At 64.6% G+C, this 18,225-nt stretch carries 13 protein-coding genes and 3 pseudogenes; 5 read left to right on the top strand and 11 right to left on the bottom strand.

Features of this window, described 5'->3' with window-relative positions; translation table 11 throughout:
* Positions 1 to 608: 608 nt before the first annotated feature.
* Complete coding sequence (locus MSPGM_RS05960) at positions 609 to 1,067, bottom strand: hypothetical protein (protein ID WP_209688678.1); 459 nt, start codon at positions 1,065 to 1,067, stop codon at positions 609 to 611.
* 121 nt (positions 1,068 to 1,188) lie between these two features.
* Between MSPGM_RS05960 and MSPGM_RS05955 the strand changes: the two are divergent.
* Positions 1,189 to 1,467: pseudogene (locus MSPGM_RS05955) on the top strand (transposase); the annotation flags it as partial.
* Between the two features lie 265 nt (positions 1,468 to 1,732).
* Here MSPGM_RS05955 and MSPGM_RS05950 read toward each other — a convergent pair.
* Both MSPGM_RS05950 and MSPGM_RS05945 read right to left on the bottom strand, forming a co-directional pair.
* Positions 1,733 to 2,776, bottom strand: coding sequence for an IS110 family transposase (locus tag MSPGM_RS05950; protein ID WP_209688679.1), 1,044 nt, complete (start codon positions 2,774 to 2,776; stop codon positions 1,733 to 1,735).
* Positions 2,777 to 3,161: 385 nt separating this feature from the next.
* Positions 3,162 to 5,705, bottom strand: a complete 2,544-nt coding sequence (locus MSPGM_RS05945) for an HWE histidine kinase domain-containing protein (protein ID WP_082290939.1) — start codon at positions 5,703 to 5,705, stop codon at positions 3,162 to 3,164.
* A 468-nt stretch (positions 5,706 to 6,173) separates the two neighbouring features.
* Between MSPGM_RS05945 and MSPGM_RS05935 the strand changes: the two are divergent.
* Positions 6,174 to 7,025 (top strand): annotated as a pseudogene (locus MSPGM_RS05935) (IS3 family transposase); the annotation flags it as partial.
* A gap of 503 nt (positions 7,026 to 7,528) precedes the next feature.
* Here the strand turns inward: MSPGM_RS05935 and MSPGM_RS05930 are convergent.
* Positions 7,529 to 7,648, bottom strand: a pseudogene (locus MSPGM_RS05930) (IS3 family transposase); the annotation flags it as partial.
* A gap of 154 nt (positions 7,649 to 7,802) precedes the next feature.
* On the opposite strand from MSPGM_RS05930, the gene MSPGM_RS05925 reads away from it, so the two are divergent.
* A complete protein-coding gene (locus MSPGM_RS05925; RefSeq protein WP_253389217.1) occupies positions 7,803 to 8,966 on the top strand; it encodes a sensor histidine kinase in 1,164 nt (387 codons plus the stop codon).
* A gap of 21 nt (positions 8,967 to 8,987) precedes the next feature.
* Here MSPGM_RS05925 and MSPGM_RS05920 read toward each other — a convergent pair whose 3' ends face one another.
* The 7 genes from MSPGM_RS05920 to MSPGM_RS05890 form a co-directional block, all read right to left on the bottom strand.
* Entirely contained in the window at positions 8,988 to 9,902 is a 915-nt protein-coding gene (locus MSPGM_RS05920; RefSeq protein WP_209688733.1) for a transglutaminase N-terminal domain-containing protein, read from the bottom strand.
* Between the two features lie 54 nt (positions 9,903 to 9,956).
* Entirely contained in the window at positions 9,957 to 10,862 is a 906-nt protein-coding gene (locus tag MSPGM_RS05915) for an alpha/beta hydrolase family esterase (protein WP_012752320.1), read from the bottom strand.
* Positions 10,863 to 10,906: 44 nt separating this feature from the next.
* Positions 10,907 to 11,260, bottom strand: a complete 354-nt coding sequence (locus tag MSPGM_RS05910; RefSeq protein WP_012752319.1) for a hypothetical protein — start codon at positions 11,258 to 11,260, stop codon at positions 10,907 to 10,909.
* Positions 11,261 to 12,089: 829 nt separating this feature from the next.
* A complete protein-coding gene (locus MSPGM_RS05905) occupies positions 12,090 to 12,821 on the bottom strand; it encodes a DUF4198 domain-containing protein (protein WP_012752318.1) in 732 nt (243 codons plus the stop codon).
* Positions 12,818 to 14,932, bottom strand: coding sequence for a TonB-dependent receptor (locus MSPGM_RS05900; protein ID WP_012752317.1), 2,115 nt, complete (start codon positions 14,930 to 14,932; stop codon positions 12,818 to 12,820). The genes MSPGM_RS05905 and MSPGM_RS05900 overlap by 4 nt, the downstream gene beginning before the upstream one ends.
* A 424-nt stretch (positions 14,933 to 15,356) precedes the next feature.
* Positions 15,357 to 16,540 (bottom strand): IS3-like element ISMex5 family transposase gene (locus MSPGM_RS05895; protein WP_209688052.1). Its coding sequence is split into 2 segments (ribosomal slippage): positions 15,357 to 16,276 and positions 16,276 to 16,540, totalling 1,185 coding nucleotides; the frame shifts between segments, so codons are not numbered across the junction.
* Between the two features lie 48 nt (positions 16,541 to 16,588).
* The gene (locus MSPGM_RS05890) at positions 16,589 to 16,810 is read right to left on the bottom strand and encodes a hypothetical protein (protein ID WP_261926198.1); all 222 of its coding nucleotides are present in this window, start codon (positions 16,808 to 16,810) and stop codon (positions 16,589 to 16,591) included.
* 62 nt (positions 16,811 to 16,872) lie between these two features.
* Here MSPGM_RS05890 and MSPGM_RS05885 point away from each other — a divergent pair, with 62 nt between their 5' ends.
* On the top strand, positions 16,873 to 17,553 hold the full coding sequence (locus tag MSPGM_RS05885) for an urease accessory protein UreF (RefSeq protein WP_012752310.1): 681 nt from the start codon (positions 16,873 to 16,875) through the stop codon (positions 17,551 to 17,553).
* A 20-nt stretch (positions 17,554 to 17,573) separates the two neighbouring features.
* Positions 17,574 to 18,221, top strand: coding sequence for an urease accessory protein UreG (gene ureG / locus MSPGM_RS05880; RefSeq protein ID WP_012252936.1), 648 nt, complete (start codon positions 17,574 to 17,576; stop codon positions 18,219 to 18,221).
* The last annotated feature ends 4 nt before the right edge of the window (positions 18,222 to 18,225 follow it).

Here is an 18,225-nt window from a genome sequence, read left to right as displayed (position 1 = left end):
GCGACAAGCTCCTGGCAGAGATTTGCGGGCTTGCCTGTACCTGGACCCCGGCCATCTGCCTGCTGAGGCGGGACGGCCTGGGCGTGCGCACAAACAGGTGTAAGCAGCGGCAAGATCGCCATCAGCATTAAGATCCGCATAGCCATCTTCCATGAAAGAACCGAAACAATTGAACGTCGGTCTAATTTATTATGATAGAATGCTGAGGTTTTTTGAATTATATCATGTCATCAGAAGATATTGCAGTTAAATCCTATGGCATAGTATCAAGTCGCATGCAGAGGCGCGGGTTCTATAGATGCTTACGTCACATTCTGTCGCACCGGATTGTCCAGGCTACATCATGCCAATGGCAAGGAATATTCCTACGCCTACGGGAAGTAGGGATACAATGATCGTAACCCATCGACGGTCTGAAGATCCGATAAGCGACTGATGCAATCCCACGATTGCGCGCTCCCTTAAAGCGCCCCGCATACCAACCTGGTTGCGGGGCGAAGTCCTGGGAGAAACGAAACGATGTAATGGAGGGACTACACCGTTGGACCATCGCCGAAGCCATGGCCTGTATTGGTTACTAAAAATTTTGCCAAAATAAACTACATATATCAAATTTCATTATCTTTCTGCGGGACCGCATCTGTATATGATAGGATAATTTGCTGATTTTCGTCAAAGATGATGGCGCTGCGGGGGTATGATTCCGGCGATGTAGAAGCGAATTCATTCCTTACCAGGTTGATAGCCTCTGCTGGCGTGTCGGCGCCAAAAACATGTAACGGCTTGAGTGGTAAGCCATTCTCGTCGATTTTTTGGATCTCGATCCGGTAATTCATGGTCGATCCGGGGCTAGATGGTCCAATCCTGCCGGTAGCGTGTTCACGGCAGGAAAACTGCAAGTTCCCTGAGATCATGAGAGCGATCGTCCAGCCGCTCCAACATGCACGAGCTGCTGAAGCCAACACTGACATTTGGCGGGATTGACGACAAAATTTAATTTTGCCGCGTAGTGGTTCATCGCTGAGTTCAGTAAGTAATTCTGCAAGAAGAGGGGATGGTGCAGTCAAGCTTGGCGCGACCGCACATGGGGAGCTTTAGCAGCTTGAGGCAATAGACCTGACCTGACCTGACCGGCTGGCTTTGGCCCGGGCTGATTGAGAGGATCAGCCAGGACTGAAGGAGTCGGACATTCGGCGAGGTCAGAAGACGAGCGCGGAGCAGGTGGCGCTGAAGCTGCGCCAGATCGAGGTGCAATCAGTCCAGGGCAAGAGCTTGGCGCTGGCGTGCAAGGAAGCGCAGATCTCCGAGCAGAGCTATGACCGCGGGCGCAAGGAGTACGGCGGCCTTCAGGTCGACCAAGCCAGGAAGATGAAGGATCTTGAGCGCAAGAACGCTCGGTTGCGCCGCCTGGTGGCCGATCTGTCATTGGAGAAGCAGGTGCTGGCGGACGTCGCCTCGGGAAACTTGTTCTCTATTCGGGGCTCATCGGTCAACGCCCTTTCGTGCGCATCCTGGTTCGACGGGTGATCGGTCCTGTGGAGCTCTTGCTTCTCTCCGAGGTCGGCCAGTGCCGCCTCATGATGGGATCAGAGGGAGTGGGCGGAGCCATCTAAGCCGCGCGCTCGGCAGGACGACGCTCGAGTTTCCTCGGTCTCACCCGCTCCCGTCGTCCCCACAGGGACCTCCTCCACGCCGGAGGAGCTCGGTGTTGCGTGATGCTGGTCCGTAAGCCTTAGGCTGCCGTCGCGGCTCCCGTCGACCAGCGGAAGTCCTTCTCGTCGCGCCACATGCGATGCAGCACGATCGCCAGCTTGCGGGCGACGGCCACAAGCGCCTTCTGCATGCCTCGACGCTTGGCCACAGCCAGCCCCCAGACCTTCAGCGAGGACCATCGAACCCGTGGGCCCGTCAGCAGCACGAGCGCAGCCTCATACAGCGCAGCGCGCATCATCGTGTCGCCGCACTTCGAGACCCGACCGACCCGCATTGTCTCGCCGGACTGGTAGAGCCGCGGCGTCAGACCATAATGCGCCCCGACGCACTGCGATCGTCCGAATCGAGCAGGGTTGTCGACGCAGGTCCGGTAGGTCAGCGCCACGACCGGCCCAACGCCGGGCGCGGTCATCAATCGCCGGCAGACCGGGTCGGTGCGGACCTGGTCCAGCAGCATCTTGTGCAGCTTGGCCAGTTGGGTCCGCAGCGCGGAGCGTGCCTCCAGCAGCGGCAGGACCACAGCCGCGACGAAGGGCAGATCGAGCACGAGGTCGCGCACGCGCTGCTCGAACCCGGCAGCCCCCACGACACCGACCTTGAGGCCGAAGTTGCGCAACTGGCCGCGCAGGTCGCTCTCGATGTCGTAAGCCTTGCGCTGAAGCAGCTTGCGGGAGGTCAGGAGCAGGCGGCGTTGCTGGCTGGCCGGCGTTTTGACGTGAACCGGTTTGAACAGCCTGACCCGCATCATCTGGGCTATGCCCATCGCGTCGTTGCGGTCGGTCTTGTTGATGCGTGCCGAGAGGGCAGCATGCATGTGGCGGGTCTCGACACAGATGGCCGGCAGTCCGGCCTCCACCAAGCCGGCGTAGAGCCATGGCGAGAGCGGCCCCGCCTCCAAGCTGACACGCGCATAGCTGTGGCCCAGGTCGATCAAGTGCCGGCCGATCGCCTCGGGATGGCTCTCGACGGTGGCGCGGTGCACGACCTTACCATGGGGATCGACGATGCAGATCGCAGTCTCCTTCACGGAGACATCGAGGCCGACGTGGTGCTGCTCGCTCATGGTGGGGCTCCGGGATTGGATCGAAGCGCCATCATGCCGCCGCTTCCGCCGCGCGAGGCACCCCGAATACCCCATCTAGCCCCCGAGCGACGTAGACAGGCGGTCGACGGTATCCGAGCCAAGTACGGCCTCTCGGAACGTCACGCCTGCCGGATCGTCGGCCATGGGCTTCGTTTGCGGGGGCGTACGCCAATTATCTATTACGAGCGGATAGACGGTGCGGTTCGGGAAAACGTCACGGCTCAATGCCGCACCTTCCGATAGGTCACATCGAACCCTCAGGATCGGTTCGCAGAGACGGGCCATCGCCGTTCCCGCCTAGCCAACCACCCGCCTCCGACGCCGGAGCTTCGAGGCCCCAACCACTCGAAGGGTGTTGAACGCCTCATGACGCGAACGCACGGCGCAGGGCGTCCACATCGTAAGGCTTTTTTACCACCGGGACCGTGCTGAGGTCCGTGGGTATCCTGAAGCTCTCGCCGTAGCCGGTAGCGAAGGCGTAAGGGATACCGAGTTCGGCCAGGCGACGGGCGACGGGGATGCTCGTCTCGGAACCGAGGTTCACGTCGAGCAGCGCCCGGTCCGGTGGTGACGCCTCGATCAGGCGCAGCGCGTCCCGTGTCGAGGCCGCCATGTCGACGGCATCGGCGCCCAACGCGGTGAGCAACTCCTCGGCTTCCAGCGCAATGATCATGTTGTCCTCGACCAGCAGCACCGTTCCGGTGAGGCGCAGCGGTACTGCCGCCGCCTCGCGGAGGCCGGGCGCCGAGGTTGCCGGCGGGGCAGCCTGGACGAAGGCGGGCGGCAAGGTGAACCGCGCCTCCACCCCGGTGAGCTCGTAGCGGACCTCGGCCTCACCCTGGAGCTCGTAAGGGATGGAGCGTTCGATGATGGTGGTGCCGAACCCTCGGCGCGTCGGTGCCCGGACGGCCGGGCCGCCGCTCTCACTCCAGTGCAGCACGAGGTAATCGAGGGCGTCACGCTCCCAGCGGATTTCGACCCGCCCTCGGGTGTCGCACAGCGCACCATACTTGGCCGAATTCGTCATCATCTCGTGGATGACCAACGCCACCGTCGAGAACGCCTGCGGCTCCAGGAGCACGTCGATGCCATCCAGGACGAGGCGGTCAGCCTTCGCGCCAAGGTAGGCACCCGCCTCCAGCAGGATGAGGTTGCGCAGGGATCCCGGACCCCAGTTCGAGGTGGTGATCTGATCGTGCGCTCGGGCCAGGGCCTGGATGCGGCTGCCGACGAGCGCGGCGAACTCCTTGCCGCTGAGTTCCTCGGAGCGGCTCTGGGTGACCACGCCGCGAATCAGGTTTAGGATGTTGCGGACCCGGTGGTTGAGCTCGGCGATGAGGAGCTCCTGGCGCTCCTGGGCGCCCTTGCGTTCCTTCACGGCTGAATCGGTCAGTCGAAGGATCACCTCCAGCAGGGTCACGCGCAGCGCCTCCGCGGCCCGCAACTCGACCTCGGACCACGGCAGCGAGCGTCCGTGCACGACCTCTTGCCACGCCTCGAAGCTTTTACGCGGGGTGAGCCTGACGCCATTCGGACCTGGGGTGGCCGGCTTCTTCGGGTTGCCCGCCCAGGTCACCGTGCGCGAGACCTCGGAGCGGAAAAACACCAGGAAGTCGCGTGGTGTGCGCGAGACCGGGATGGCGAGCATTCCAGCGGCCCGTTCGGTGAAGTCGCGCCCCGGTTCGTGCACGCGCCCGATCTCGTCGCTGGCGTAGGGCCGGCTCGCGGCGGTTCGGTTGAGGAAGCGCACGAGGCCAGTGAACTCCTCCGCCGTCGGCGTTGCGCCCTGGAGCGTGACCTCGCCGTTCACCCAAAGCCCGATCCCGTCGCACGCGACGATGCCGGAAAGCTCGTCGAGGAAGCCGGAGAGGTCCTCGAGGCTGGTGCCGCCCGAGGCGAGCGCGCTCATCAATCGGGTGTGGATCTCGCGCGACCGACTCTCCTGCGCGACCTCGGCCTCACGTTCGCGGCTCTCTAGGATGTACGAGAACATCTGCCCGAACAGCTCGGAGCCGGTTCGGCGTTCGAGTGAGATGTGCCGGGCCTCCATGTGGTGGCAGGCGAACAGCCCCCAGAGGCGCCCGTTGCGCAGGATGGAGACGGAGAGCGAGGCCGCCACGCCCATATTGCGAAGGTACTCGATGTGGATCGGCGATACCGTGCGCAGGGTCGAAAGCGAGAGGTCGAGCGGTTCGCCCTCGGGATCGCGCGGCGGCAGCACGGCTGCGCCCGGGGCATCGACGTCGGCGATGATGCGCAGCCAGTTGCGCTCGTACAGGGCACGGGCCTGCTTCGGGATGTCTGAGGCCGGGTAGTGCAGGCCGAGGTAGCGGTCGAGGCCGGAGCGCACCGCCTCGGCGATGACCTCACCCGAGCCGTCGGGGGCGAAGCGGTAGACCATCACGCGGTCGAAGCCGGTCAGCGCCCGCATCTGGCGCACGGCTTCGCGGCAGAGCAGCTCGAAGCCCGCAGTCTGCTGGAGGCGCGAGACCATGCTGCGCACGAGGTTGCCGGCGCTGAGGTGCTCGGGAACGCTCGGCTCGGCCTCAATAACTATGGCACCGACTGACAGGTGGAGGGCAACGTCGAAAGGGCCTTGATCCTGCAACAGGCGAACCCCAAAGACCCGGTCGACGGCGTCCGGTCCGCGCAGGGTCTGGAGATGGCCGCGCAGGACGTGGATCGCCTCGCCATCCAGGATGTCGCTTAGAGGCAGCCCGAGAATCGCATCGACCGGACGTCCGAGCCAGTCCGACGCGTTCGCGCTGGCCCGGGCGACGATCCAGTCGGGCGAGACGGCGAGGAGGAAGCCGAAGGGCTGGACCGCCCCGAGGATGTGGATGGGCTCGCGGTCGCACGAGGACAGGTCGATGGATGTCGGTAGTTGGCCGGAGTTCTGACGGATCATGTAACGGGCAGCTTTGGTCGCGTGAACCGACGCTCGGTTCGGCATGCGTTCCCCCATTCAACGCTTTCAAGGCAAACCAGTGGCGGTCGACGTCTGAACTTCCCCGCCCGGAGATCGCAGCGGGGCGCCGCGATCTCGGACTCTGTCCAGCGGCTGCATGAGCTTGATGGTGGCTCCTGCCGGCCCGAACTTTTTCGGTAGAGGGGAGATCTCTGCGCGGTCGAGGCGAGCGTGGCTCTTTGATCGACGTCAAACGTCGATGCGATCAGGGGTCGAACGGCTGCACGCCCCCGGATCGGCCTGAGACGCGCTCGAATCGATGACGGTTTCGACTCCTGGCCAGGGTCATGCTGCTTCGATGTCGGTCCGCGGGAAGTGGTCCCCCTTGTAAAGCAGCGGAAGCCGGTGGTAGCGGGCACAGGCATAGGCAAGGCAGTCGCCGACGTTGAGGCCGACCGGTTGCGCCGGTTGCTCGGCTTGCCGCTGCTCGCCTACTTCATCACCGAACCGTTAGGCGTGCCGGTCTCCGTCGTGACCTGTGCCGGCGCGGCGGTGCTGGTGCTGCTCGCGGGCCGGAGCCGGGTCATTCCAATCTGCAAAGTGCTGATCGGTGCCCCCTGGCAGATCGTGCTGTTCAGCCTCGGCATGTACTTGGTGGTCTACGGCTACCGGCGGCTGCACATCCTGTTGCGGCGGGAGGGTTGGAAGGTGAATTTCAAGCGCGCCTACCGGATCTACCGGGACGAGGGCCTGTCGATCCGCCCCAAGCTGCCCAGGCGCAAGCGTGCCTGGCGCTACCGGCAGGGACGGCCGGCCATCGGTGAGCCGAATGAGGTTTGGGCGATGGACTTCATGCCCGACCGTCTGTTCGACGGACGCCCGTTCCGGATTCTGACGGTGGTGGGCTGCCATACGCCAGAGGCGCTCTCGCTCACACAGAGAGCCAACTTCCGCGCGTACCAAGTGACTGAGGCCCTGGACGCCTTGGGCCGGCTGCGGGGGCGGCCCAAGAGTCAGCGGGTCGATAACGGGCCGGAGCTCGCTGGGCGCATGCTCGACCAATGGGCCTAACTGAATGGGGTCGAGATCGACTTCTCTCGACCGGGTAAGCCGACCGACAACGCCTATATCGAGTCGTTCAACGGCCGCCTGCAGGCCGAGTGCCTGAACGCCTCGTGGTTCCTGTCGCTAGCGGATGCCCGTGAGCGCATTGAGGAATGGAGGTGCCACTACAACGAAGATCGACCCCACACGGCCCTGGGTGGCTTGACGCCCCGAGCCTTCGCCAACCAAGCTGTCACGGCCCGAAAACTTGCATAGGCCGTGGACCACAAACTGGGTCAACTCCATACCGACGATGCATTAACTTCGAACCTGGGCCACCGGATGGGGCAGGCCATGTCAATCTGCGCTCGACTCTCCACGCGCTTCGATCGCCGGATCACCTCGGCTGTGTGGAATGAGCGTCTCTCAATTCAGGCTTCGTGACGGCGTCGCAGCACCCGCACTTGATTTCTTTGATCTAGGCTCATGAAGTCCGCCACTTACGTGTCGGGGTAGCAGACCTAGACCGTGATGCCGTCGGCGCGGAGTTGTGCCGTCATTTGATCAACCGTGCGTCTCAAATCGTAGCCCAAGCGTCTCAGGCTGGCGAGCTGAAGCCTACACAGTGCAAAAAAATTCCAGCGCCGGCTGACCGGGCCGGGCAAGTCAAGTATTGTGATTGGAAGAGTCTGCGGGAGGGCGGGTATGATGTAGACGGGCGGCGGTCGGTAGATGGTCCGCTCAATTAACTCAGCGCCGCCTCTCCAATAATAGCTCTACTCGGAGATCTCCGCCTCCTTGCAGACCAAAGCCAAACTCTTGCTCTGCGCTGTCTGCACTTCGATCTGCCACAGCTTTAGCACAACCTGCTCCGCGCTCGTCTTCTGACCTCGCTTCATCCCCAACTCCTCCGGTCCTGGCTGATCCTCTCGATCAGCCCGGTCCAAAGCAAGCCGGTCAGGTCAACGTACCCCGCTAGAATGCGGCTGCACGCCGCCTGCATGGGCAGGTCGGAAAAGTATCCTCTGCGCGCAGGATCACCTAGGGTCCGCTATGAACGAATTTCAGCCCGACCTATCTGGGACCCCAGCACGCACCTTGGCTGAGCGGCATATCGAGGCGATCCGCCAGCACGGGGGCATCTTTGTCGATGCGGTGCGGCTTACCCGGATGCCGATGATCGTCACCGATGCCACCCTGCCGGGCAACCCGATCATCTTTGCCAATCAGGCGTTTATGGAGCTGTCAGGCTACAGCCTGGAGGAGCTGCTCGGGCAGGATCCGCACTTCATGAACGGCCCGGAGACTAGTCCGGCGACGGTCCAAGAGTACGAGGCGGCAATCCGCGAGAGCCGCAACGCAACGTTGGAGATCCTGCAGTACAGCAAGGACGGTAGCGTGATTCGGGCGATGCTGTTCGCCGCCGCGCTGGATGACGGCCAGGGCACAGTCACCAACCACTTCCTGTCGTACCTCGATATCACCCGTCGCGTTAAGGCCGAGACAGAGCTGCAGGCGCTGGCCGCCGAGCTGGAGCAACGCGTGGCTGACCGCACCCGCGAATTAGAGGCGGCGAATGCGCGGCTGAAGGCGCTTGGGGCCGAGCGCGAGATGTTGCTGATTGAGGTCAACCACCGGGCCAAGAACAGCCTGTCGATCGCTGGAGCGCTCTTAAGCCTGCAGGGGCGCCGCCAGTCCGATCCGGCTGTCAAAGCGCTGTTCGCCGAGACCCAGGAGCGGCTCAACGCCATGGCACGAGCACACGACCTGCTGAGCAGATCGGATTATGTGCAGCAGGTTAATGCCGGCAGCTACGTAGCCGACCTCTGTGCTGCCTTGGAGGCATTGACCGAAGGCGATGATCGCATCCGGCTGGAGGCCCAGGCGGAGGACGGGATCTTTGTCAGTGCTGATCGGGCTATCCCGCTGGGCTTGGCCCTGACCGAGCTGGTGACCAACGCGGTCAAGTACGCCTTCCCGTCTCCGCGTTCCGGCACGATCCGCGCACAGGTGCGCCGAACGCAGCCCGGTCGGATCGAACTGGTGATCCAGGACAACGGAGTCGGCATGGCGGGCGTGCGAGAGGGGTCCCTCGGCTACGGGCTGGTGCGCTCGCTGGTGCAGCAGATCGCGGGCGACATCGACATCCGCAACGATGCCGGGGTGACCGTGACAATCTCCTTCCCGGATTTGCCGCCGCGCGAGGCGACGAGCTAGGCATCGAAGAGATTGCCTGCCTCAAACCCGCTGAAGATAGAGCTTGCGACCTGCCTTTTGCGGGTTCAGCGGCACGCTAATCGAAACTTCGACGGCCACGGACATATCCAGGAGGGCATCAGCAGGCCCGATGAAGCTGCCCGTCACTGGCATGGCCTGGCGAATGTCACGTGCCACAGCGACCAGGATCAGGTTCGCCCCGCCCAAGCTGCCGTTCGTCGGGTCGAAGGTGACCCACCCTGCGCCGGGTAGGTACACCTCGCTCCAGGCATGAGTGGAGCCGGCATCGGCCGACCCAAGCAGGCGACGTGTGGGGTCGTACAGATAGCCCGAGACAGCCCTTGCACCGAAGCCGAGGCTACGAACCGCCTCAACGAAGAGCGTGGCCAGATCCCGGCATGAGCCCAGACCTGATGACAAGGTTTGGCTCGGCGACTGTGTGCCCTCGTCCTCCCGAGCCCGGTAGGTGATCGCGACACTCACTCCGGCATTGATGTCCTTGAGGAGCGATAGAGTATCGGTGGGGTAGCCCGCAACGAACCCCTGCGCCCAGTTCTGCAGGCGATCCCCATCGGGGTATTGCCGAACCGTCAGTGCTCCGAGGTCCGTCCACTCGTCGTCAGAGTACCGGAAGGGAAACGAGATGGCCGAGGCGGCGATGTCGAAGACTGGATAGGCAACCGCGGAAAGCTCGACCTGAGCTGCGCTATCGATGACGAGTGTGCTGGACGGTGCTGCAAAGATGGCGGTCGCGACCGCGTTCCCGGCGATGTCGTCGGCCCAGCGCACGGCTGCATCCGGCGTTACCGTGATGTCGCTCGAACGCAGCCTGAGGTCCCGGGCCTCTCGCGGGCGCAACATCAGCCGATGCGGTCCAAGTTCGACAGGCTGCCTGTAACGGTAGGTCGTCCGATGGTGGATGCGTAGATCAACCAAGGGACGCTCCTCAGGAACCGCTTCGGGCTGTTTCATCCGGACGGGCAGTCAGTGTCAGTACGCTCCGTCGTCCTTCGCGTGTGTCATGAAGAACCGCAGCATCTCGCGGCTGGCATCAGGACCGGTCGGATCAGTGTGAGAGCCGGACGGGTGGCCGCCGGCCCAGGCATGACCACCGCCGTGCAGGACCCACTGTTCCGACGACCACTTGCCATCCGGTTCAGTCAGGATCGTTCGCGTGTACGCCATTCCGCCATCGGAACGCCCATCGACGGTGGTGATGTTCAGGTCTCCATCGGGCTGCGCCTGGGCGATGGCCTGATCGCCGTTGACCGGTGAGACGGTCGTGTCGCGGTCTCCGTGGAAGACGATAGTCGGTAGCGGATGCGTTGCTTGATGCGGACGGAGCAAGGCGCCTCGGCGCATCGTGGAGAAGGCCACGGACATCGAGCCTGCCGAACCACCCGCCAACCCAGAGTGTATGCCCACGGCAGCATAGATGTCCGGGTAGGCCAGCGCCATGACCGCCGCGGCAGCCCCACCTGAGGACAGGCCAGCGACGTAGACCCTCGCGGGATCGACATTGAACGCGGCCATGATCTCGCGCGTCAGGCCGGCGAGAATGGACGGCTCGCCCTCGTCGCGCTTCTGGTCCTCATTCCTGAACCAGTTCCAGCTCTTGCCGAGATTGGCCGACCTCGGTTGGTCGGGGTAGGCAACGAGGAAGCTCTGCTCCTCCGCCAGCCGATCCATCCCCGTGCCAATGGCGAAGTCGCGCGACGATTGAGAGCTGCCATGCAGCATCACCACTAGCGGCAGGGGAGCTCCCTTATACCCGGACGGAACGAGCAAGTCGTAAGCTCGGCTCCCGGCAGCGTTGCCGAACCGGCGTGCGAGCGCGCGCGGCCGGTCGATGGCCAGCCCCGACCTCGTCGTCGACGCGTCTGCGAGGAGTGTCATCGCGGTGCTTTCGAGAAGGGATCGGCCGACGGCGACGGGATTGACTACGGCAGGGCGCCGATCATGCCCTTGGCCTCGGTCATGGTGTTCTCGCAGGCGCGCTGATCGCCCCGATGGTCCTCGTCGCTCGCGCGGATGATCAGGATCCGAGCCCCTGCCACGCGGCTTGCGGTCGGGATCATCTCAGGGTCGCTCGGGGCATCGGAACGCGCAGCCAGCACGGCCCGGGGTGAACCGGCCTGGAGAGCATGCCCCGCCTGCAGACCAGAGATTTCGACGGCACCCGCGCTGTCGAGGCGGCGCTCGATGGTTCCGATCTGCTGAGCGCAGGAGGAAGCCAGTGCCGGAAGCGGCGCGAGGGCTAGGGCTACGGTCGTGAGAGTGGCTGCGAAGCGCATCTGGAAGGAGCTTTCAGAGAGGTGGCAACACCGCAGCTTCGCCCAGCGAGCGAATAACCCGGTGCCGTCCCTCACCGAACGATGCGAGGGTAGCTTCCATACAACGAGCCTTAACTCCTTATGTTGCGCCGCAACATGGAACGCGGGTCAGGCCCGCGTTTTTGAGTTCGGCCATACTATCTGCGGACGGCCGAGTGCGGGTCGTGACCCACTCCGCCGGGCATCCGCTTCGCGCTGCATCGCTGGGCGAGAGCTTCCGCGTTGGGAGGCCGTGAGAGCGTATCGCGGCCGCCCTCAGACCGCCCGGAACGACCGCACGTGCGAGAAGCCCACCAGCCTGCGTGTTGTTCGTCGCGGTCGACCCGGCGCACCTGCGTCGCCGCGGTCTCGTCCTCGGCACGGCATGCCGAGTCTTCGGCCTGCATCCGCTTCTTCCTTTGCAGCCGATCCGAAAGTCCTCGCCTGGAACCGCCCCGTGATGCGAGCACGGCAGCATCAATCCGGGAGCGCAGCGGATCGACGGAGTTCGCCTGAATTCAGGCGAACTCCGCTCGCGTGGCGGTGCTCTCCGAACGCACCCGCCACATCCCCGTGCCTCAGGGCGATGAACGCTCACCGCGCTGCGACGCCATGAGTTCATCCGCTCTCTTGGCGGACGCCGTAAAGCGCCTCGCCTCTCGTTGCGGCCTGTGAGCCCTCACCAGTCTTGAAGACGTAAGGCCTCGCTCTGTCTGGGCGAGCAAGCGATGCCGTTCGGCGTCGTGGACCTTGATCGAGGCGGCGAAGGCTTTGAGAGCCGATGCCGCCTGATCTCAAGGGAGCCTCGCGCTCAGTTGGACTTCGGGTCGGTCACGGTGAAGGCGAGCGTCGCGCCGTAGCTGTCCGCATCGGCCAGCGCCGGCGTCTGCGAGGGGCTCACGCGGTGCGCCACGCCGAGCACCTGGGGACCGGCACTGCGCAGCGAGACGACCGCCACGCCGTCCGCATCCGTCGTGGCGCGGGCCTGATCCGCCTCGCTCTTGAAGTTCACGCCGTCGGTGGCGACCACGCTGGCGCCGTCGAGCGGACGGCCCTCGAACAGCACCCGCACCCGGATCTGGCCCGAAGCCGCGGCCGGCTCCTCCAGCGGGACGATCTCCAGCGGTTGGCCGACGATCTTGTCCCACGGGGCCGTCGGGCCGGATACGGCCTTGGCGAACTTCACCGACCAGAGGCTCTTGTCGGCCTGCGGCAGCATCCGCTTGCTGGCGTTGCGGTAGCCGCCGTCGGACAAGCGCACCCAGTAGCCGTTGTCGTAGGCCGCGGCGAACAGCGCGTCGCCCTGATGCGCGGCTTTGAGCGCGGGCATTGCGCCGGTCTGCAGCTTGGCATTCAGGGCCACCGCGCCGGACGGCTCGTAGGCGGTCAGGCTCATCAGCTTGCCAGCACTCGGCAGTTCCGGCTCGTGGGGATGCCCGTAGAGGATCTGCACGCCGTTGCCGGCCGGGTCGAGCCAGAGGTCGTGGGCGGCGGCCGGTGCGGTGAAGGCGAGCAGCGCGGTGAGGATGACGGTTCGTCTCATCGAAGAGGTGCTCCTGTTGCAAAGCTGGAGGTGATGCCGGCCAGCAGCGTCAGGCGCGGCTGCGGGCTGGTGACGATCTCGGCGGCCGAGGCAGAGACCGACGAGCCGAAGTTGAAGATGCTCTCGCTCGTGCGGTCGCCGGGATACCAGGTGGCCTGCCCGTAGGTCGTCCAGCCGCTCTGGTGGACGTAGGCGATCCGGCCGCTGACGCGCGGATAGGGCGAGGAATGCAATACGCCGTCCTCGGTCAACGGCTTGGCACCGATGTAGGACAGGTAGGCCGCACCGGTCAGGCGCCCGCCGGGCAACAGGGCGGCCGGCGCGGCGACGTCGAATTCGGCGCCGACGGTGGCAAGATACGCCGGCACGTTGGGGATGAAGATGGATGGCGCGCCGTTGAGCAGTCGGGCCGAGACGCCCGAATAGTTGGCGAACAACGCCACGCGGTCGAGGCCTTCACGATAGGCCAGCACCTTCGCCTCGATTTCGAAGCCGTCGCGGCGGGACTTGCCCAGGTTCTGCACGGGCAGGCCGGGTGCGGGCTGGAAGACCTCGTTGGCGATGTCGGTGAAGAACACCGTGCCGAGGAGACTGAACCGGTCGAATACGAGGCGGCCGCCGCCCTCCGTACTCTCGATGGTCAGCGGAGTGAGGCGGGGATTGTTCGTCAATTCGCTCGAAGCGGAAGGGCTGCGGAAGCCCTGGCCGTAATTGGCGAACAGCTCCAGCCAGTCGAAGGGCGTGAGCGCCGCCCCGCCCTTGGGGGAGACCACGTTGGGGCTGACCTTGGGCGACAGGGCCGGGTCGAGATTGTTGCGCACGTCGTAGAAGAACTGGTCGAAGCGGGCGCCGCCGGTCAGCTTCAGCCAGGGCGCCGGCTTGACCTGCACCTGCGCGTAGGCCGCGAGGTTGTGCTGCGAGAGATCGAGATCGAGGGTGCGTGCGGTGAACGTGCGCGCGACCGAGGGGCCGGTGTTCACGTCGAGCGCGTCGCTCCGCCAATCGCCGCCGACGAGGACTTGGGTCGGCAGCACGTCGAACAGGCTCGTCGTCCAGACCTTGCGGATGCGGCCACCCACGGTCTCCCGTTCCTCGACCTGTCCGCGCTGGCCGGCGCCGAAATCCGAGAAGCGGCTGAACACGTCGTGGCTGGCGTAGAGAAGCGTCGACAGCTCGTCGTCTGGAAGCCCGTTGACGTAGTTGGCCACGAAGGTCTGCAGGGTCTTGCCGCCGCCATCGGTGATGTTGGTCGCGGCCCGCGGTGAGACGAGACCGGCGCGCACGCGGTCGCGCTCCAGGTAGCCCGGCTGCCCGAACCCCGTGCCGTACATCTGCACCCGCAGCGACAGGCTGGAGCCGAGATCGAGGGGGATGGTGACCTTGTTGAAGGCGTTGTAGCGCCCGAGATCGCCGTTCTCGCGATAGCCCCCGGTGCCGTAGCCCTCGTAGGCGAGGAAGGGCTGGATCCCCGGGCCGATCTGGCTGAAGGTGGCAAGCCCCCGCCACGTACCGAACGAGCCGCCCGATGCGCCGACGGTCGAGAAGGGCTCGGCCCGCTTGGTCTCGATGAAGATCGAGCCGCCGAGATTGGCGTCGCCCGCTTCGACCGAGAACGGGCCGCGCACGATGCTGATGGAGCGGATGGTCTCCGGGATCAGCGGATTGAGATCGACGTAGTTCGGGGTGTGGATCGAGGAGACCTCGTTGATCGGCACCCCGTCGATGAAAACGGCGACGTCGCGACCGTGCTCGGCATCGCTGAAGCCGCGCAGGGCGATGCCGTATCCGACCCCGCCCTGCCCGTAATTCGAGACATCGAAGCCTGCCACGGGACGGAAGAGGTCGCCGTAGCTTTGCACCGGCAGGCGCGCGATCTCCGCGGCATCGATCACCGTGCTGTTGCCCGGCAGGGCCAGGACCGATGGTGAGATCTGGGTCTTCAGGTTCGCGGCCGGTCCCGCAACCGCCGCAACGGAATTTGCGGAACCGCCCTGCGCGGTGACCTGTAGTTCCTCCAGCTCAACTGCGGTCGGATCGAGCGCATGGCTCGGAAGCGTACTCACGCCGAGTGCGCTGGCCGATGCGAGCAGGCGCGTCAGAAGCGGCGACATCTTGCAACCTAGGCACTCAGTGATCCGGGCGCTACTAAACTGCAAATTGTGGGCAGGCACAAGATAGGAATTTTTCGTATTCGTACGTCTCATCGAGATGTTGCAGCCTTTAGCAGCCCCCGCAATCTCGGTCGCAGCATCTTTTGACGATAACCGTCTCGGTAAAATTGCCTCCCTTAGAGCATCGGTGCTGATACGGCGTGGCATGTCCTGCCGGCCACCAAGTCTTCGGTCCATCAGGCGCGAAACGTCTTCGAGGCCAGTGGCTTCTGAGCTTCACATCGTACGATGGCCGGAGGCCATCGCAGCCGGAGCAGCAGCCCTAAAATCGAGCATTCCAATGCGGGGCGGAGCGATCCTTGCAACTCTTGCGTCGCAACTCGGCGCCCCTGATCGGCCCCCACGCGGTGGTCCAAGTTCTAAGTTAGTGCAGGGTCGGCCTTTGCTCCACGGGTCGCTTGGCCGGCGGAGCCGACCGAGTGAGCGCAGCCGGCCAAGCGGTGAAGGCCGGCACGAACACCTCCGGGGCCGGTGGTCGGTAGCCGAGCGAGGCGTGCGGGCGCACGCTGTTGTAGTGTAGACGCCAACTCTCGATCACGATCTGCGCCTCCTTGAGCGTGTAGAAGATCTCACCGTTCAAAAGCTCGTCCCGTAGTCGTGCGTTGAAGCTCTCGACGTAACCGTTCTCCCATGGCGAGCCGGGTGCGATGTAGGCTGTTCTGGCGCCGACACCGGTGATCCAGGCCTGCACGGACTTGGCGATGAACTCCGGACCGTTGTCCGAGCGGATATGGCTGGGCACGCCGCGCAGGATGAACAGGTCGGACAGCACGTCGATCACGTCCGCCGCCTTCAGCTTGCGTGCGACGCGGATCGCTAGGCACTCCCGCGTGAACTCATCGACCACGTTCAGCATCCGGAACTTGCGGCCCTCGTGCGTGCGGGCTTCGACAAAGTCGTAGGACCAGACGTGATCGCGACGCTCCGCCCGCAATCGCAGGCAGGAACCATCCCCGTCCCAGATGCGGCCGCGCTTGGGCTGCCGAGACGGGACCTTCAGCCCCTCGCGCCGCCAGATCCGTTCGACCCGCTTGTCGTTGACGAACCAGCCCGCCGCCTTCAGCAATGCACCGATCTTCCGGTAGCCGTAGCGCCCGTACTGGCGAGCCAGTTCCACGAGGTCGGCTGTCAGCGCGGCCTCATCCTCTCTTCCCCGCGGCACCTTGCGCTGCGTCGAGCGATGCTGCCCGAGCGCCCGACAGGCGCGGCGCTCGGAGACGTCTAGGACGTTCATGACATGCGCGATGCAGGCGCGTCGGCGCGCGGGGCTGGTCAGTTTCCCCGAGCGGCCTCCTGCAGGATCAGCTTGTCGAGGGTGAGATCCGCAATCGCCTTGCGCAGCCGCTGGTTCTCAACCTCCAGGTCCTTCATCCGTCGAACCTGATCGCTCTTCAGGCCGCCGTACTCCTTGCGCCAGCGGTAGTAGGTCACTTCCGTCACGCCGATGGCCCGGATCGCCTCCGCCACGCTCTGGCCCTGCGAGACCAGAACATCCACCTGCCGCAGCTTGGCGACCACGTCTTCCGGCTTGTGCCGCTTCGTTCCCATCTGTCCGTCCTCATCTGGCTCAAAAGCCATACCTCAGGGCGGACCACTTCAGTGGGGGCGGATCAGCACGCCTTCGCCCATGTGAAGACCCGCTTCGCCCCGGGCGAGGAGGTGGCGGCCAAGCTCGACGCGAAGGAGGTGCGGCTGCTCTTCGCCGGCGCCGACGCCACCCCACACCACCATCATGACGGTCACGACGCTGCACAGGCTCATGACCAGCATGTCCAGCATGATCACGCGCACGATCATGGCCATCCGCACGCGCATCATCACCACGATCCGGTGGCGTGATGCGGCACGGTGAGCCGAGGGCCCGTCTCGCACCGCGCGGCATGGCTCATCTCACGCGCCTGCTGCAATTCTCGGATTCGACGCTGCCGATCGGCTCCTTCGCCTTCTCGAACGGCCTCGAATCCGCGCTGCAGACGGGGATCGTCACCGACGCGAGCAGCCTGCTGCATTTCGTCGAACTCGTCCTGCACCAGAACGCCCGGGTGGATGGCGTCGCGCTGCTGCACGCCCATCGCGCCACCCTGGCGGAGGATTATCCCGGCATCGTCACGGCCGACCGGGAATTGCTCTGCCGCCGCGTCGGGGAAGAGCAGCAGCTGATGCTGACGCGGATGGGCAAGAAGCTCGCGGAGCTGGCGCTCAAGATCAGCCCCTCGCCGGTGCTGGAGCGCTGGCTCGCGGATATCCGGTCGGACGCCACCCCCGGCTGCCTGCCGATCGGTCAGGCGATCACCCTCGCACATCTCGGCGCGGACGAGACGGAAGCCTTCGTCGTCCACCAATACGGCATGGCCTCAATGATCCTGAGCGCCGCGCTCCGGCTGATGCGGATCGACCATTTCGAGACCCAGCGCATCCTGTTCGCCGCCCAGGGCCGCGCCGAGGACGACTACCTCGCCGTGCGCGATCTCGCCCTCAACGAGATGGCCGCCTTCGCGCCGGTCTTCGACGTGCTCGTTGCTCATCACACCACGGTCCATGTCCGCCTGTTCATGAATTGAGTGCGGCAAAGGAAATCGAGATGAAGAAGATCACCCGTATCGGCATCGGCGGCCCGGTCGGCTCGGGCAAGACGGCCGTCATCGAGACCATCACGCCGCGCCTGATCGCGCTGGGGATCAAGCCGCTGATCATCACCAATGACGTCGTGACGACGGAGGATGCCAAGCAGGTGCGCCGGACCCTCCACGGCGTGCTGATCGAGGAGAAGATCGTCGGCGTCGAGACCGGGGCCTGCCCGCACACGGCGGTCCGCGAAGATCCGTCGATGAACATCGCCGCGGTCGAGGAGCTCGAAGACAAGTATCCCGACAGCGACGTGATCTTGATCGAATCCGGCGGTGATAACCTCACGCTCACCTTCAGCCCGGCGCTGGCGGACTTCTACATCTACGTGATCGATGTCGCCGCCGGCGACAAGATCCCGCGCAAGAACGGCGCCGGTGTCTGCCAGTCGGACATCCTCGTCATCAACAAGAAGGACCTCGCCCCCTATGTCGGCGCGAGCCTCGAAGTCATGGCGCGCGACTCCAAGCTCATGCGCGGCAAGAAGCCGTTCCTCTTCACCAACTGCAAGACCGGCGAGGGTGTCGACGACCTCCTCCAGCTCATTCTCGACATGGCGCTGTTCGATGTGAGGACGCGTCCTCCGCTCGCGGCGAGCGCGTGAGACC

The organism is Methylorubrum sp. GM97, from assembly GCF_024347855.1.
GTDB lineage: Bacteria > Pseudomonadota > Alphaproteobacteria > Rhizobiales > Beijerinckiaceae > Methylobacterium > Methylobacterium extorquens.
Note: the sequence above shows the minus strand (reverse complement) of the source record. Positions and strands in the feature narration are given on the sequence as shown.